Origin of the sequence: Rhodococcus sp. BS-15 (assembly GCF_000813105.1) — a bacterium.
Classification (GTDB): Bacteria; Actinomycetota; Actinomycetes; order Mycobacteriales; family Mycobacteriaceae; genus Rhodococcoides.
In genome coordinates this window covers 23,736-38,772 of sequence record NZ_BAOX01000016.1, presented here as the reverse complement: position 1 = coordinate 38,772, position 15,037 = coordinate 23,736, and the positions used below count along the sequence as shown (strand labels likewise).

The window sequence follows — 15,037 nt, the reverse complement described above, 5'->3', positions numbered from 1 at the left end:
CCGAGGACGACGGTGAGAATCAGCGAGGGAATCGCCGGTCCGAGCAGAATCTGCACGTCCGAACTCTCTCCGGTGCGAAGTCGCTTCAGCACCAACTCGTCTCGTCGCGTGGCATAGACCGAGAGCATGTTGTAGTACACCATGAACACGAGCAGGAACAGTGCGAAGATCTCGAGTGCAGCTCCTACGCCTGCATCGGTCAATCCGTCGTCACTGCGGCTACCGATGATCAGCAGCGCGATGGGGAAGATCAACGGCATGACGATCGCGTTGAACAGTAGTACTCGGTTGCGTCCGAGCAGTGTGAACTCTGCTCGTGACAGTGCGGTCATCGTGCTCATGCGCTCATCACCTTCGTGTGTGTGAAGTCCGGATTGTCGAATTCGTCTGCGATGGAGAGGAATACGGTTTCGAGCGATGCTGCTCGGGCGTCGAGGCCGTGCAGGGTCACTCCGTTGGTGCGGGCCCACACGAGCAGGTCGGTGAGCGTGTCCTGTACCGAGGACGTCTGGATCGAGATGGTGTCTCCCGAGACGTCGATCGCGGTACCGGGCAGTGTCGGCAACGCCGTACCGGGGGCCTTCAGTTCGATCTTCGCGGGGTGGTCGGCAACCACCTCGTCGACCGTTCCACTGCGAACGACTGTGCCGCGGTGCATGATCGCCAGCCGATCGCACAGTGACTCGGCCTCGTCCAGGTAGTGCGTCGTGAGCATGATCGTCACACCGGAGTTCTTCAGCTCCTGGATCAAACGCCATGTGTTGCGGCGACTTTCGGGATCGAGTCCGGTGGTCGGTTCGTCCAGGAACAGCACTCGCGGACGGCTGATGATGGCGCACGCCAGATCCAACCTGCGCTGCTCGCCGCCCGAGAGGAACTTCACCCGGGTATCGGCGCGGTCGGCCAGGTCTACACGCTCGAGCACCTCCGCGGTCGGCAGCGGGTTGCTGCACGTGCCCGCCCACATCCGCAGGCTCTCCGCGGTGGTCAGGTCCTGGGGCAGGCCGCCCTTCTGCAGCATGATGCCCAGAGACGGCCGAACCTTGCGGCGATCGGACACCGGATCCATTCCCATGATCCGCACCGTGCCCTCGCTGGGCCGTGAAAGTCCCTGAATCACTTCGAGAGTGGACGTCTTGCCGGCACCGTTGGTGCCCAGCAGACCGAACAGCTCACCCTCCGCGACATGCAGATCGAGTGCCTTCACGGCCTCGAAAGCGTTCTTGCCCGAACCGTAGCGGCGAGTCATACCATTGACTTCGATGATGGTCATGATTGCTTCTCCCAGTGGCGGAGTCCGATGACGAACCGCACGCCCATGAAGGCGACGATGACGCCGAGTGCGACGAACGCCGGAACCGACGTACCGACGATCGCGAACAGCACGGCGACAATGGCGATGCTGATGACGATGACGACGATCTCACGCGCCATCGTCGGAGCCGGCCCGAGCTCCATGAGATCGGTGAACAGGTTTCCTTCGTCTGGTTGCTTCATGACTACGAGTCTGCTGCGCCCGGACCACCGAAAACAGTGCAGCGCATCATGACCTGAGGTGACACCGTCATGACCGAACCATGACAAAAGTCATGCGGTAGGACGACAGCCGACACAGTCGGTAGTTCACAGGCGGCGATGGGCGTGGAGGATTCGAGCGCGAACGTGCGATGCGGTGCGGTTCAGGTCCACGCGTCGGAGGCGAGAAACAAAAAATTTCAAATCATTGCACATTGAACTGCGGAATGCAGTCAGCCAATTGAAGCACATTGTCTGAGTGACATCGTGCGAGGGCATCGGTAATGTGCACACCTCAGTGCTGCGCATTACCGCGGTGCACGATGCGTTGTGGTAATTCGGTTGTGAGGCTTCGATATCGCTTGTCGGAGATCTGGTCTCGCCTGTCAATGTTTTTACGATGGAGGGACGACCTTGAACGCAAAAAAGGGGGCAGCGGTCTTGATTGCTGGTGCCGTTCTGGCGGCTACGGGGGCTTGCTCGGAAGAGCAGGGCGACAGTGCCGAAGTATCCACACGAGTGGTCGAACTCCAGCCCGGTGTGAACGGCCCCGTGGCGGCGGTGCAGGTAGACGACGCCGACTCGTGGTTGTTCACGGAGGCCTCTGACGTGGTGGTGGCATGCGCCCGCGAATATGAACCGATCGAATTGAATGTGATGGGTACGGAACCGGAATCACTTACCGTCGCGGGGAAGTCTGTTGAATACAGCACATTCATCAGTCCTGAGGGTGGTGCTGGATTCACCTTTTCTTCAGGGGATCTTCCGGGTGTCGAGGCGATAATCCTGACCTCCGGTGGAATTGTCGCGCGCGAGGAGACGGCCGTCGTTTGGCCTCAGACGACTGACAAACTGGAGATTTTCGTTGCAGAGCGTGGATGGATCAGTAGCGCAGTGCTGTGTATGCGTTAGGCAATCATGGACGACGAATCGCAACTTCTGAAATGTCGACCAGTAGCTTTCATTGTATTGTTCAGCCCGCAGTGATGAGTGATCGCCTCCTTGCGGTCATCGACCTGATAAGGAGGTGCACAGGTATGCGCTCCAAGAAACTCGAACCCACTCGCCGCTTCGGCGCGTGTGCGGCCTCGCTCTTTTTCGTCATGGTGGTCGGCCCACTGGCTGCATGTGGAAGTCAGGAGGCGGAGCGACCACTCGAGTTGGCCGAGAGGCCGATGTACTTCGGCGGTATCGGCGACATCGTCGTAGGAATGAGCGAGGCTGACCTCCCGCAGCATGGCGTCAGAACCAGCCCGATAATGAGCCCCAGCGACGACTGCAGCCGATACGAGGAATCCGCGTACGGACGTAGCGTCAGTGTGTATGTCAAGGACGATGTCGTCATCGGAATCGCTGGTCAGTTTGCAATCCCGGATTTGAGCGGTGGAAGTACAGTCAACGATATCAAGTCGGCATTTCCCGATGCTGTTTTCGATGTGACCACGAACGACACGGTGAGCGAGGTGGTTGTGAGTGAGGCCGATAGCCCGACCCGCTACTTGGCCTTCACCGTCCGTTCGGACTCCGGTCGAATAGCTGACTCGGATGAGGTGTCCACGATCAGAAGCGGGGGCGAAGAATTCGCGAAGCGAGGCACCACTGCGTGCGTTGAGGAAGACACCTCGTCTACTGAGACGTCCTCGGAGGCTCCTGTTGCGAACAGTGTCATGTCCTGGGACACAATCACCTTCGGAGGTATCGGTGAGATCGTGATCGGTACCGGTCGAGCTGAGCTGGATGCAAGCGGCATCCCGTTCGGAAGCGCACTGAAGAACAGCGACTCCTGCATCATGTACCCGTTTTCCGGAGCGCGGTCCGGCGCGATTTGGCTGGAGAACGAGGCAGTCATCGGCGCGGTCGGATCGAACAGCATCAACGGCGTCAGATCGGGCATGACGGCGGCCGAGGTCAAAGGTGCCCTTGCAGGGTATGAACTGGTCGAAATCACGGGTCTCGCAGCACCCCTGATCGCGAGAGACCCTCTGAAGCCCGAAATGTACATCGGTTTTCTCTTTGAGAACGAGGTCGAATCACTTTCGGACAACTCGACGGTAACGTCCATCCGTGGTGGCACACAGGCATTCGTCAGCACCTTTCTGGGAGGTTGCCCGTGAGCGCACTCGGACATCGCATGGGTGCTTCGAGTGTTGTCAGCCACCAAAGCGTCTGCTTTAGAAACCCCAACCCATGACGGCCGGGCGCGCAGTTCCGAACGTCAGGTCGAGTGCGTGCAGTGACGCGTCGTTGCGCGCGGTGAGGCGGTTGGCCGCGGCGAACAAGCGGGCTCGGTGGGTGCCGAAGTAGATGCTTGCGAGCACGTCGATGTCGAGTTCGATGTCCGGTTCGGATTCCACCCGGGTGCAGGTGGCGCGGCCGTCGGTCACGGTCAGCGAGTAGGTGCCGCCCGCATCGAGGAAGGGATCTCGCACAGCGATGATCAGCGAGGTGTCGAGAGCGTAGGTGCGAGCCTCCAGCGCTGCCTCGACATGCATGATGCGGCCCCACAGAGCGTCGTGGTGAGCCGTGACCTTCGGTAGCCGATTGTTGGTCAGCAGGAACGGCAGTGCTTCGTCCCGTGCCTGCCGTACCTCGATGGTGTCGACCAGGTCCACTCCGACGAGAATCTGCCACAGCGCGGCGTACGCGTCGTCGGTCACCGCGATGAATTCCTCCACCACCACCCGACTCGGGTTCTGTCCGCGTCGGTAGGCGACGTATCCGTCGGGATGAACGACGAAGAACAGAGCCGTCAGTCCGCCGCGCCGGTTCTCGCGGTCGGCGAAGAACCGCTCCCAGCGGATCGGCGGCTTGGGCTGAGCGCCTGCGGTCTGCTGCTGCCAGCGGTGGTAGATGTCGGGGAGCAGTTCGGTGGCCTCGGCCGATTCGATCAGCCGCACACCGGTGGCCGGGGGGAGTGTCCTTGCGGAACTGCGCGAATCGACGGTCGATCGAGACACTGATCTCCTCGGTCAACGGCCCGTATCCGAAGCGTCCGTAGATCGTCGCCTCGCTGGCTGTGAGCAGGGAGAGCGGTGCGCCCGCGTCGTTCAGGGCGCGGTGCTGCTGGGTGAACATCGATCGCAGGATGCCGCGTCGACGATGCGTCGGCGCAACCGAGACCCAGGAGACTCCGGACGCCTCGACCTGCGCACCACCGGGAACGGTGACCGACATAGGGAAGTGCATGGCCACACCCACCGGGGTCTCGCCGTCCCACGCCAGGTACACGTGCTCGGACTGAGTCAGGATCTGCGTCTCGGCCAGGTCCTCGGCGTTCTGGTGCTCGCCGAATGCGTGGGCGTCGAGCAGCGCGACGGCATCCCAGTCGTCGTCGGTGGCGGTACGGATGGTGATCGATTCGTCGGTAGTCATCGCTCTTTACTTTTCCATACAGATGTAGGCCTTCGCGACGGAGTCTCGAAATCGGTCGGGTGACAAGATGAGCACGTGGTGCATGTAATCGACATCGACGACCCATCGGACCCGCGACTGGACGATTTTCGCGATCTCAACTCGTCGGATCGGCGGCCCGACCTGCCCGAGGGCAAGGGCCTGGTGATCGCCGAGGGTGTGTTGGTTGCGCAGCGCCTGCTGACCTCGCGGTTTCCGATGATCAGCCTGCTGGGCGTGGATCGACGGCTCGACGCCTTGCGCGACGATCTCGTCGATTCGGACGTTCCGTTCTACCGGACGTCCGCAGAGGTGATGGCCGAGGTCGTCGGCTTTCATCTCAATCGAGGGGTGTTGGCGGCGGCGAACAGGCCGCAGGCCCTCGATCTCGACGAGGTGTTGGCCGGAGCGAAGACGGTGGCGATTCTCGAGGGCGTCAACGATCACGAGAATCTCGGGTCGATGTTCCGCAACGCGGCAGGCCTCGGAGTGGATGCGGTGCTGTTCGGGGCCGCGTGCGCGGATCCGCTCTATCGACGGTCGGTGCGGGTATCGATGGGGCATGTGCTGCGGGTGCCCTTCGCGAAGGTGCCCGAGTGGCCGCGCGGCTCGATCGCGTTCGCGCGCATGGCTTTCAGCTGATCTCGCTGACACCCAATCCGGCGGCGGTGTCGCTGGCGGCGGCGATGACGGGGGAGAAGGTCGCGTTGTTGCTCGGCGCGGAGGGACCGGGGTTGACCGAACATGCCATGCGCGCCACGGACATTCGCGCGCGCATTCCGATGGCTCCCGGCACCGATTCACTCAATGTGGCCACGGCCGCTGCGATGGGGTTCTACGAACGCGTGCGCCTGACGTGAACGACCACGACCCGGGCGTCCGCTGGACCGGAATCCCGATCGCCGCGATCTCGGCGGCGCTCGTGGGTGTTGCACTGACGACCTTCGGTCTGGAACTGGCCAGAATTCATCCGCTGCTCGCGATCGGTCTGAACATCATCGTCGTTGCGGGTGCGGCACCGACGGTCATGCGGTGGCTCGCGATACCGGTGTGGCGTTGGGCCGTCTACGGAGCCGGTATCGGTTCGATCCTGAGCTTCGTGGCACTGGCGGCGCTGGCGTTCTGACGTTCGCCGGGCACCGGGTGCGGGCAGGGTTGCGCACTACCGGCGACCATCGGCGGAAACCCGTCGACCGGCGGTTGTTGCGCGCAACGGTGCCCACCCTGCCGCTATTTGCGCGAGAACCAACGCTTCTTCGGTCGCGGTGCCTGTTCGTCGGGGGCGTCGGGCATCGGTTCCTGCGCGGCGCGGCCGTTCGGGCTCTGGTTCGGCGGCGGCGGCTCCTGCCCCGGAACGTACATCGTGAAGCCGCAGACCGGCAGGGTGTTCGGATCGAATTCGTCCGCGTGCGGTGCGCCGGTGTAGCGGAATCCGAGCCACTCGGCGTTGGCGGCCTCGGCGAATTCCTGTGGGTGGAACGGCAGCGATTGTGGATCGGGCATCACGCCGGGGGGATAGATCAGCGGATGCTCACCGGCCCAGAACGATCGCTCCCACACCAGTGGCAGTCCCGCGTCCTCGTAGATGTACACCGGGGTGGCGCTGAAGGACCGGCGGAATTCACCGCGCTCCCAGTACGCGAACGCACCCCAGGCGTGTTGGGGATCCGAGGCGACGAGGTAGGTGTGCTCGGACGCCAGAGGGCGAGTGAAGGATTCGGGAAGCGTCGACGGTGTGGGCACCGCGAGATTGGATCCGCACACCACGGTGACGCCCGGGTAGCAACCGATGAAGACGTGATCGTCGTCCACGCCCGCAGAGGTCGATATGGGGCCCTGTCCGAGGGGCACTGCCGTCAGGTGGGGGTACAGACGTCCGACGAGTGCGCTCGCAGCATTCCAGTCCGAGGTGGTGGCCTCTCGGAGTACAGAAATGGGATCCGGTGCGTCCACGTACCAGATCGTTGATGCTTTGGCCCCCACTACCGGCACCTCTCTCTCCGTTACCTCCTGGGAAGCCTACGGTGTGAGCGTCGGCGGTTCTGCACCGCGCGGCACATCGGTCACATCAGAACTCAGTTGTGACCGCTGCTGCGAACGCCGAGCAGGACGTCCTCCCACGACGCATGGCCGGCTTGCCGCGCTTGTCCTTGCCGCTGGTGTGACCGGCGGCAGGCTTCGGTGCGGGCCTGGGCTCCCTGGCCACCGGTTCGCGTGGCTGCTCGGGCTCGGGAGTCGGCGCATCGTCCACCTCGACCTCGATGGTCCCGGCGTCGATCTCGCTGTCGGCGGTGGTGCCGTAGTACTCGTCGAAGCTCTGCTGCGAGGCCTCGTCGTCGGAATCCTCGGCGGACGTCAGTGCGCGCACCGGTGCCAGACCGCGCAGTTGGCGTCCGAAGTCGGGATCGATCAGTTCGTGTGCGGTGTCGTCGAGTGGCGCGATGGTGCCGCCGTGCCCGTCGGGCAGGAACTGCCAGTGCGCCTTGTTGGTGGTACGGCCCGCCTGCCACTTCAGCTGCGCGACCCACTTGTTGTCCTCGTCGCGCCAGGCGTCCCACGCCGCGTCGTCGAGATTGTGGCCGCGGGCGCGGAAGGCGAGGGTGACGATCTCGAGCAGGGTCTGCACGGCAGGGCCGTCGTGGCGCAGCGGATGACCGGCCTGAGCCATCGACGCGGCCTGCGAGCGTTCGAGCAGCACCGGGTGCGCGAACACCTCGACGCGACTGATGGCCATTCCGGAGTCGGCGGCAACCTGTTCGATGGTCGCTCCGCTGCGGATACGGGCCTGAATTTCTTTCGGCCGAAGCAAGCTGTCCATTTCGATCTCAATCTGTCCTAGTCGAGCGATGTCACCGCGTGAGGCCGCGCGGAGCTTGTCGTCGGCTGGAAGCCGGAATCTGTCGCCGGTCTTGGGATCTGCGCACACGACGAACTTTCCGTCGGCCTCGAGACCCACCACACGTAAGTCTCGCACCTTGACCTCCTCATCGCGCCGGCTCGCGATACCGTCGAATTCGAGCCTAGTTCACCTGCCGTATTCGGCGGGTGTTCGACACGCATCGCTTCTGCCGACGATCGTTTCCCTATCAGAGGGTAGACAGCTGCGGGCTCGGCTGCACCCATTCGGTCGATGTTCCGCCAATTACTTTGTGGGACAACGCCGATGCGTCTCTGCGAAGGTAGAGTGCACCCAGGCCGAAGCCGATGGTCAGGGCAATCGCATGCCCGACGGCGGTGAAGGACGGGTCCGACACTCCACTGATCGTGACGACACCGATCCACAGTGCGGCCCAGCCTGCACGCCACGGCATCGGCAGGTACCGAATCATCGACCCTGCGACCGCTGCTGCTGCGTAGCTGACACCGACGTCGACGGCCATCGCCAGCGAGTCCGCGAGCCAATCGTTGTGAATGCCGATGAGCAGTCCGACGGCAACCAACGCCGTCGCACCGAGGTGTCCGGCGCTGAAGGTCAGCAGGAAGCGTCGCCAGCCGGAGATCCACTCGGCGACGGCGAACAGCAGGGCGACCGCGGCCAACCACAGCCAGTTCACCCGTCCTTCGGTGAGAAAGATGCTCGTGACGAGGGTGGCGAGGTGGCCGTCGGTCAGATTGTGCAGGTTGGTGCTCGCCGCGTGCAGCACGTGCCACCGATCGTGCGGGCCGATCTGTCCGAGCGCGACGGTTCCCGCCACCGCGAGTGCGCAGTACACCAGAGTCACACGAATCCGTAGCGCCGATGCCAGGAGCCTGTACATACGAGCGCTCCCTCCGAGGTCGTTACGCTTGCTTACTTGATAGCAAGTGTAGGCCTCGAAGGGAGCGCTGGAGCTGTGAGCTTGCTGCCAACTAGCTCAGTGTGGACACGACCCAGTCGATGCTCTTGGTCAGTGCGGTGATGTCGTCAGGCTCGATGGCCGGGAACATACCGACACGCAGCTGGTTGCGGCCGAGCTTGCGGTACGGCTCGGTGTCGACGACGCCGTTGGCGCGCAGGATCTTCGCAACCTGGGCTGCGTCGACCTTCTCGTCGAAGTCGATGGTGCCGACGACCTGGCTGCGGTGATCCGGGTTCGTCACGAACGGCGTTGCGAACTCGCTCTTCTCGGCCCAGTCGTACAGGCGTGAGGACGAATCGGCGGTGCGCTTGGTGGCCCAATCGAGGCCGCCCTGCGCGTTCAGCCACTCGATCTGGTCCGCGAACATCAGCAGTGTCGCCACGGCCGGGGTGTTGTACGTCTGGTTCTTGCTGCTGTTGTCGACGGCGATCGGCAGCGACAGGAAGTCCGGGACCCACCGATCCGTGGCGGCGATTTCGCTGACGCGCTCGAGTGCGGCCGGGCTCATCAGCGCGACCCACAGGCCACCGTCGGCGGCGAAGCACTTCTGCGGAGCGAAGTAGTAGACGTCCGAGTCGGCGACGTTCACCGGCAGACCGCCTGCACCGGAGGTGGCGTCGATCGCGATGAGGGCGTTCTCGGAGCCGGCCGGACGGCTGACCGGGATGGCCACGCCCGTCGAGGTCTCGTTGTGCGCCCAACCGATGAGGTCGACGGACGGGTCGGAGGTGGGCTCGGGCGCGCTGCCCGGCTCGGCCTTGACGACGATCGGATCACCGATGAACGGGTTGTTCTTGGCCACCGAGGCGAACTTCGAGCTGAACTCGCCGTTGGTCAGGTGCAGCGACTTCTCGCGAATCAGGCCGAACGCGGCAGCGTCCCAGAATGCGGTGGTACCGCCGTTGCCGAGGACGACCTCGTAGCCCTCGGGGAGGGAGAACAGATCCTTCAGACCACTGCGCACGCGTCCGACGACGTCCTTGACGGGCTTCTGCCGGTGGCTGGTGCCGAACACGGAAGCGCCGACGTCGACCAGGGATTGCAGCTGCTCGGGGCGAACCTTGGACGGGCCACAGCCGAAGCGTCCGTCGGCGGGCAGGAGATCGGCGGGAATGATCGGCAATTCGGCCATGGAGTAGCGCGTCCTAGCGTCGATGGAATATGGCACTGGACAGGGTAGTCGGGTGCCATACCAGCTTCGACTACCGGATCAGGTCCCAGCCTTCGACGGACTCGGGAGACCGCGGTTCGGGGCCGGTATAAAGGGCAGCAGGTCGGACGAGCTTGCCCAGTCGCTTCTGCTCCAGGATGTGCGCGCACCAGCCCGCGGTCCGTCCACAGGTGAACATGGCGGGCATCATGTGCGCCGGCACCTCGGCGAAGTCGAGGATGACCGCGGCCCAGAACTCGACGTTGGTTTCGATAGCTCGATCGGGGCGGCGTTCGCGCAGTTCGGTCAGTGCCGCTTGCTCGAGCGCCGCGGCGACCTCGTAACGCGGTGCGTTCAGTCTCTTGGCCGTGGCGCGCAGAACACGGGCCCGAGGGTCCTCGGCGCGGTAGACGCGGTGCCCGAAGCCCATGAGCTTCTCTTTTCGGTCCAAGATTCCGGTGATGAGAGCGCGTGCGTCACCGGTTCTCTCGACCTCCTCGATCATCGGCAGGACGCGGGCGGGCGCGCCGCCGTGCAGGGGCCCGGACATCGCACCGATGGCACCGGACAGGCAGGCGGCGACGTCGGCTCCGGTGGAGGCGATGACGCGCGCGGTGAACGTCGAGGCGTTCATGCCGTGCTCGGCGGCCGAGACCCAGTACGCGTCGATGGCAGCCACGTGAGCGGGATCCGGTTCGCCCTTCCACCGGACCATGAACCGCTCGGTGACGGTTGCGGCCTGATCGATGCGCGTCTGCGGGACCGCGGGCTGATAGATGCCACGGGCGGACTGGGCGACATAGGACAGTGCCATCACCGACGCGCGGGCGAGGTTGTCGCGAGCGGTCGTGTCGTCGATGTCCAGGACGGGTTGGTAGCCCCAGATGGGAGCGAGCATCGCCAGGCCGGCTTGCACGTCGACACGAACGTCACCGGTGTGGATGGGCAGCGGGAAGGGTTCGGCCGGTGGTAGTCCTCGACCGAACTCGCCGTCGACGAGCAGGGCCCAGACATCACCGAAAGTGACGTTCTGCGCGACGAGTTCCTCGATGTCGACGCCGCGATACCGCAGTGCGCCACCGTCCTTGTCGGGCTCGGCGATGTCGGAGGTGAACGCGACGACACCTTCGAGGCCGGAGACGAAATCCTCGGGAACTTCTTGAACAGCCATGGCCTGTGGACTCCCTCGTCGCAACTGCACCCGGCTCTGCGCCGCATCCGGGCGTACTTCGTCAGAACGATAGTCGGGTTCTACGCGGGAGTAGCGTCTGGGCTTGTGTCTGCAGATGAACAGCGCCTGGCGAACATGCGGGTGGACTACGGAGCGCCCGAGGACCTCGACGTCGATGCCTTGGGCGGCGGGTGGTGTTCGCTGGCGCAGCAGTGGTTGTCCGACGCGATAGCCGCGAATCTGCCCGAGCCCAACGCCATCGTGTTGGGGACGGTCGACGAGGCAGGTAGACCCGCCACCCGCACCGTGTTGTGCAAGGACTTCGACGCATCCGGGGTGGTGTTCTACACCAACTACGACTCGGACAAGGGCCGTGCGCTCACCGCGACGCCGTATGCGTCGATCACGTTCCCGTGGATCGGAATTGCCCGCCAGCTCACCGTCCGCGGCCCGGTGGTCAAGGTCGATGCCGAGACCACCGAAGCGTATTGGCGTACGCGGCCCCGCGGCTCCCAGCTGGGGGCATGGGCGTCCGAACAGTCGCGCCCGATCGGCTCGCGGAAGGATCTGGCTGCGCGACTGGCCGAGGTCACCGCGACGTTCGACGGAATCGAGGTGCCGGTTCCGCCGAACTGGGGTGGCTTTCGCGTCGAACCGGAGACCGTCGAATTCTGGCAGGGCCGAACGAGCCGCATGCACAACCGAATTCGCCTGACGGTGGCAAGCGGTGTGATCGAGCGTCTGCAACCGTGAGCGGGTTGCGCGGCATTCTTGCCGACACGACTCCGCTGAAGACTCCGGCCTACAAGCGGTTGTGGTTGGCGAACATCGTCACCGTCATCGGGGCGCAGCTGTCCATCGTCGCTGTACCGCAACAGGTTTTCCAGATCACGCTGAGTTCGGCCTACGTGGGCCTCACCGGTGTCTTCGCGCTGGTGCCGCTCATCGTGTTCGGTCTGTGGGGCGGGGCGCTGGCCGATGTGATGGACCGACGCACCCTGTTGATGATCACCACCTGCGGCCTGATCGGAACGTCGGCGCTGTTCTGGTTGCAGGCGTTCCTCGACCTGAACAATGTGTGGATCATCCTGGTGCTGTTGGCTGTTCAGCAGGCATTCTTCGCGGTGAATCAGCCGACGCGCAGCGCGATTCTCCCGCGAATCCTGCCTGGCGAGCAGCTGCCCGCCGCGAACTCGCTGAACATGACGGTGATGAACTTCGGCGCCATCGCCGGACCGCTCAGCGCCGGCATTCTCATCTACTACATCGGGCTCGAGACCCTTTATCTCATCGACACCATCGCACTGTTCGCCACTCTGTGGGCAGTGATCCGGCTGCCGGGGATTCCGCCTGCGAAGTCGGGTCAGCGCGCCGGATTGCGTTCGGTGTTCGACGGTTTCGCCTACCTCGCGACGCAGAAGGTGTTGCTGGCCTCGTTCGTCGTCGACATCATCGCGATGGTGTTCGGGATGCCCCGCGCGCTCTTCCCACAGATCGCGCACGAGAGCTTCGGCGATCCGGCGTCGGGCGGTCCGGTGTTGGGCATGCTGTTCGCAGCGATGTCCGCGGGCGCTGTGGTCGGTGGAGTGTTCTCCGGCTGGCTGCCCCGAGTGCGCAGGCAGGGCCTGGCGGTGCTGATCTGCATCGTCGTGTGGGGCGTGGCGATGATCGGCTTCGGTCTGGCCGTCGGCGCGGCCACCGACGGGGCCACCACCTTCGCCCTGTGGTTCGCACTGGCGTTCCTGGCCCTCGGCGGCGGAGCCGACATGATCTCCGCGGCCTTCCGCAGCACGATGCTGCAGCAGGTCGCCACCGACGAGATGCGCGGTCGCCTGCAGGGTGTCTTCATCGTCGTGGTCGCCGGTGGCCCGCGCGTCGGGGATGTACTGCACGGCGCAGCGGCCGCATCCGTCGGTACGGCGGCCGCAGCGGCGGGCGGTGGAGTGCTGGTCGTCATCGGGGTCTCGATCGCCGCGCTGGCACTTCCGGCGTTCATCCGCTACCGAGTGGGTGCGGTGGTAAAGAATGGCTCTCATGGCTGACGCGCAGACGTATTCGTTGACGAGCGGCAAGTATCGGGCAGACATCGCTGCCGTCGGAGCGGGCCTTCGGGCGCTCGAGTACGACGGCGCACCGCTCACCGAGACGTGGGAGGCGGGCTCGAAGCCGCCGCTGTCGGCGGGACTGGTGTTGGCCCCGTGGCCCAACAGGACGGCCGACGGCACGTTCACCTTCGAAGGCGTCGAGCATCGGTTGGAGATCACCGAGCCCGCTCGAAACAACGCCAGTCACGGATTCGTCCGACGCGTGGCGTGGACTCTCGTGGAGCACACCGACAGTCGCGTCGAGCAGAGTGTGGACATCGGTACGCATCAGGGTTGGCCGTTCTCGGTGACCGTCACCGTGGTGCACGAGCTGTCGGCGGACGGTCTCAACGTCACCGCGTCGGCGAAGAACACCGGTGATTCGCCCGCGCCCTACGGGATGGGTTTTCACACATTCGTCAGGGTGGGGGACGTGCCGCTCGACGAGTGCACGCTCGAGCTCTCGGCCGGGACGCGACTGCCGCTGGACTCGGTTCGTAATCTGCCCGTGGGCAATTCGGTGCCGACGGCCGATACCGAGTACGACTTCCGGCAGCCGCGAACGCTGCAGGGCGTGCAGCTGGACACTCCGTTCAGCGCGTCGCTTCCGGAGGCCGACGGCCGCGCGAACCATGTTCTTCGTGGCCCCGACGGCACCGCGACCGTGCTGTGGACCGACAGCAGCTTCGGTTGGGTTCAGGTGTTCACTGCCGATCCCGCCAACGATCAGGCCTATCCCGAGCGGGGACGGGCGTTGGCGATCGAGCCGATGACGTGCCCGCCCGATGCGTTGAATTCCGAAATCGATCTGATCGTGCTGGATCCGGGGCAACCCTGGTCCGGCACCTGGGGAATGAGGTACGAGAAGTGACCATTCTGGTGTGCGGCGAGGCGTTGGTCGATCTGGTCCCGGTGCACGAGGGGCCGCTGCTCTCGCCCAAACTCGGCGGCGGCCCGTTCAATGTCGCCGTCGCGATAGGTCGACTGGGTTCGCCCGTCGCATATCTCTCGCGGATCTCTCGCGACCCGTTCGGCGAGCAGATCCTGGCGAGTCTGCGCGACGCGGGAGTGGACACCACATGGGTGCAGCGCGGCGACGAGCCGACGACGTTGGCGATGACCACCCTCGCCGAGGACGGCAGCGCCGAGTACTCGTTCTACGCCGACGGCACGGCCGACCGCCTCGTCGCCGATCCCGGCGATCTGCCCGACGAGATCAGCGTGCTCTCGTTCGGCACACTGTCGCTGCTCTACGAGCCGGGCGCGTCGATGTACGCGGGCCTGCTGCACCGGGCCCGGGCGGCGGGCAAGCTCACGATGCTCGACCCGAACATCCGGCCGGCTGCGATCGACAGCACCAGCGGCGATATCACCGCCGACGGATTCCGTGACCGCTTCCGCTCGTGGTTGCCCAGCATCGACATTCTCAAGGTGTCCGAAGACGACGCGTACTGGTTGGGGCTCGGAACACAGGGCACCACCGTCGACGACTGGCTCGCGGCGGGGGTCACCGCAGTGGTCATGACTCGTGGCGGCGACGGAATTTCCGTGTTCACGGCACCCGCGGAGGCGTCGGGTACGGGAATTGTCACAGCCGAGGAGATCTCGGTGCCGGGTGTCGCGGTCGACGTCGTCGATACGATCGGCGCAGGTGACACGGTGCATGGTGCTCTACTGAGCTTTTTGCAGAAGGAGAGCATTATCACATCGAACGCGGTGAAAGAGATGAGCAAGCAAGATTGGCAAGAAGCGCTCGATTTCGCCGCAAAAGCAGCGGCAATCACGGTTTCTCGACCCGGTGCCGACCCTCCCTGGGCGTCCGAGGCGTCGAGAGACTAGTTTCACTATCGACGTTAGAACTGTCCGCTTCAAGTACGTGTCCGTTACA

At 64.4% G+C, this 15,037-nt stretch carries 14 protein-coding genes and 4 pseudogenes; 8 read left to right on the top strand and 10 right to left on the bottom strand.

The features are described from left to right. From RHBS_RS04025 to RHBS_RS04015, 3 genes and pseudogenes are all read right to left on the bottom strand, one after another. Nucleotides 1–341, bottom strand: a pseudogene (locus RHBS_RS04025) (ABC transporter permease); the annotation flags it as partial. Beyond that, complete coding sequence (locus RHBS_RS04020; protein WP_121870751.1) at nt 338–1,273, bottom strand: ABC transporter ATP-binding protein; 936 nt, start codon at nt 1,271–1,273, stop codon at nt 338–340. The gene RHBS_RS04020 and the pseudogene RHBS_RS04025, both read right to left, overlap by 4 nt. Further along, complete coding sequence (locus RHBS_RS04015; protein WP_183130231.1) at nt 1,270–1,497, bottom strand: hypothetical protein; 228 nt, start codon at nt 1,495–1,497, stop codon at nt 1,270–1,272. Before RHBS_RS04015 ends, RHBS_RS04020 begins: the two co-directional genes overlap by 4 nt. Nucleotides 1,498–1,929: 432 nt before the next feature. Here RHBS_RS04015 and RHBS_RS04010 point away from each other — a divergent pair, with 432 nt between their 5' ends. Together RHBS_RS04010 and RHBS_RS04005 are read left to right on the top strand one after the other, a co-directional pair. Then, entirely contained in the window at nt 1,930–2,427 is a 498-nt protein-coding gene (locus tag RHBS_RS04010) for a hypothetical protein (RefSeq protein ID WP_128644874.1), read from the top strand. Between the two features lie 74 nt (nt 2,428–2,501). Further along, a complete protein-coding gene (locus tag RHBS_RS04005; RefSeq protein WP_128644873.1) occupies nt 2,502–3,629 on the top strand; it encodes a hypothetical protein in 1,128 nt (375 codons plus the stop codon). A 57-nt stretch (nt 3,630–3,686) separates the two neighbouring features. Here the strand turns inward: RHBS_RS04005 and RHBS_RS04000 are convergent, their stop codons facing one another. Together RHBS_RS04000 and RHBS_RS30195 are read right to left on the bottom strand one after the other, a co-directional pair. Then, nucleotides 3,687–4,472 (bottom strand): sterol carrier protein domain-containing protein, encoded by a 786-nt coding sequence (locus RHBS_RS04000; protein WP_237668990.1) that lies wholly within the window; start codon nt 4,470–4,472, stop codon nt 3,687–3,689. 76 nt (nt 4,473–4,548) lie between these two features. Further along, nucleotides 4,549–4,887, bottom strand: a pseudogene (locus tag RHBS_RS30195) (GNAT family N-acetyltransferase); the annotation flags it as partial. Nucleotides 4,888–4,962: 75 nt separating this feature from the next. Here RHBS_RS30195 and RHBS_RS03995 point away from each other — a divergent pair. Then, nucleotides 4,963–5,765, top strand: a pseudogene (locus RHBS_RS03995) (TrmH family RNA methyltransferase). Continuing rightward, nucleotides 5,762–6,031 carry a DUF2537 domain-containing protein gene (locus RHBS_RS03990; RefSeq protein ID WP_121870746.1) on the top strand — a complete coding sequence of 90 codons (270 nt, stop codon included), beginning with the start codon at nt 5,762–5,764 and terminating at the stop codon, nt 6,029–6,031. Before RHBS_RS03995 ends, RHBS_RS03990 begins: the two are co-directional and overlap by 4 nt. A gap of 104 nt (nt 6,032–6,135) precedes the next feature. On the opposite strand, the gene RHBS_RS03985 is transcribed toward RHBS_RS03990, so the two are convergent. The 5 genes and pseudogenes from RHBS_RS03985 to RHBS_RS03965 all read right to left on the bottom strand — a co-directional run bounded on the left by RHBS_RS03985 (nt 6,136) and on the right by RHBS_RS03965 (nt 11,065). Further along, entirely contained in the window at nt 6,136–6,888 is a 753-nt protein-coding gene (locus tag RHBS_RS03985) for a hypothetical protein (protein ID WP_237668992.1), read from the bottom strand. 92 nt (nt 6,889–6,980) lie between these two features. After that, nucleotides 6,981–7,879: pseudogene (gene sepH / locus RHBS_RS03980) on the bottom strand (septation protein SepH). A 112-nt stretch (nt 7,880–7,991) separates the two neighbouring features. Beyond that, on the bottom strand, nt 7,992–8,663 hold the full coding sequence (locus tag RHBS_RS03975) for a rhomboid-like protein (protein ID WP_121870743.1): 672 nt from the start codon (nt 8,661–8,663) through the stop codon (nt 7,992–7,994). Nucleotides 8,664–8,754: 91 nt separating this feature from the next. Continuing rightward, nucleotides 8,755–9,876 carry a phosphoserine transaminase gene (gene serC / locus RHBS_RS03970; RefSeq protein WP_121870742.1) on the bottom strand — a complete coding sequence of 374 codons (1,122 nt, stop codon included), beginning with the start codon at nt 9,874–9,876 and terminating at the stop codon, nt 8,755–8,757. Between the two features lie 70 nt (nt 9,877–9,946). Next, nucleotides 9,947–11,065: a citrate synthase 2 gene (locus RHBS_RS03965; RefSeq protein ID WP_121870741.1), complete on the bottom strand. Its 1,119-nt coding sequence runs from the start codon at nt 11,063–11,065 to the stop codon at nt 9,947–9,949. A gap of 135 nt (nt 11,066–11,200) precedes the next feature. Here RHBS_RS03965 and pdxH point away from each other — a divergent pair, with 135 nt between their 5' ends. Genes pdxH through RHBS_RS03945 form a run of 4 tightly spaced genes read left to right on the top strand, consistent with a single transcriptional unit; the run spans nt 11,201 to nt 14,988 of the window. Further along, nucleotides 11,201–11,818, top strand: a complete 618-nt coding sequence (pdxH, locus tag RHBS_RS03960) for a pyridoxamine 5'-phosphate oxidase (protein ID WP_121872645.1) — start codon at nt 11,201–11,203, stop codon at nt 11,816–11,818. Beyond that, nucleotides 11,815–13,107 (top strand): MFS transporter, encoded by a 1,293-nt coding sequence (locus tag RHBS_RS03955; protein WP_121870740.1) that lies wholly within the window; start codon nt 11,815–11,817, stop codon nt 13,105–13,107. The genes pdxH and RHBS_RS03955 overlap by 4 nt, the downstream gene beginning before the upstream one ends. After that, the gene (locus RHBS_RS03950; RefSeq protein WP_121870739.1) at nt 13,091–14,020 is read left to right on the top strand and encodes an aldose 1-epimerase family protein; all 930 of its coding nucleotides are present in this window, start codon (nt 13,091–13,093) and stop codon (nt 14,018–14,020) included. Before RHBS_RS03955 ends, RHBS_RS03950 begins: the two co-directional genes overlap by 17 nt. After that, nucleotides 14,017–14,988, top strand: coding sequence for a carbohydrate kinase (locus tag RHBS_RS03945; protein ID WP_121870738.1), 972 nt, complete (start codon nt 14,017–14,019; stop codon nt 14,986–14,988). The genes RHBS_RS03950 and RHBS_RS03945 overlap by 4 nt, the downstream gene beginning before the upstream one ends. Nucleotides 14,989–15,037 lie beyond the last annotated feature (49 nt).

What these genes read in the sequence shown, in the direction of transcription:
- RHBS_RS04020 (WP_121870751.1), bottom strand. Translation starts at nt 1,273, where the DNA reads ATGACCATCATCGAAGTCAATGGTATGACTCGCCGCTACGGTTCGGGC.
- RHBS_RS04015 (WP_183130231.1), bottom strand. Translation starts at nt 1,497, where the DNA reads ATGAAGCAACCAGACGAAGGAAACCTGTTCACCGATCTCATGGAGCTC.
- RHBS_RS04005 (WP_128644873.1), top strand. Translation starts at nt 2,502, where the DNA reads ATGAGTGATCGCCTCCTTGCGGTCATCGACCTGATAAGGAGGTGCACA.
- RHBS_RS03975 (WP_121870743.1), bottom strand. Translation starts at nt 8,663, where the DNA reads ATGTACAGGCTCCTGGCATCGGCGCTACGGATTCGTGTGACTCTGGTG.
- serC (WP_121870742.1), bottom strand. Translation starts at nt 9,876, where the DNA reads ATGGCCGAATTGCCGATCATTCCCGCCGATCTCCTGCCCGCCGACGGA.
- RHBS_RS03965 (WP_121870741.1), bottom strand. Translation starts at nt 11,065, where the DNA reads ATGGCTGTTCAAGAAGTTCCCGAGGATTTCGTCTCCGGCCTCGAAGGT.
- pdxH (WP_121872645.1), top strand. Translation starts at nt 11,201, where the DNA reads ATGCGGGTGGACTACGGAGCGCCCGAGGACCTCGACGTCGATGCCTTG.
- RHBS_RS03950 (WP_121870739.1), top strand. Translation starts at nt 13,091, where the DNA reads ATGGCTCTCATGGCTGACGCGCAGACGTATTCGTTGACGAGCGGCAAG.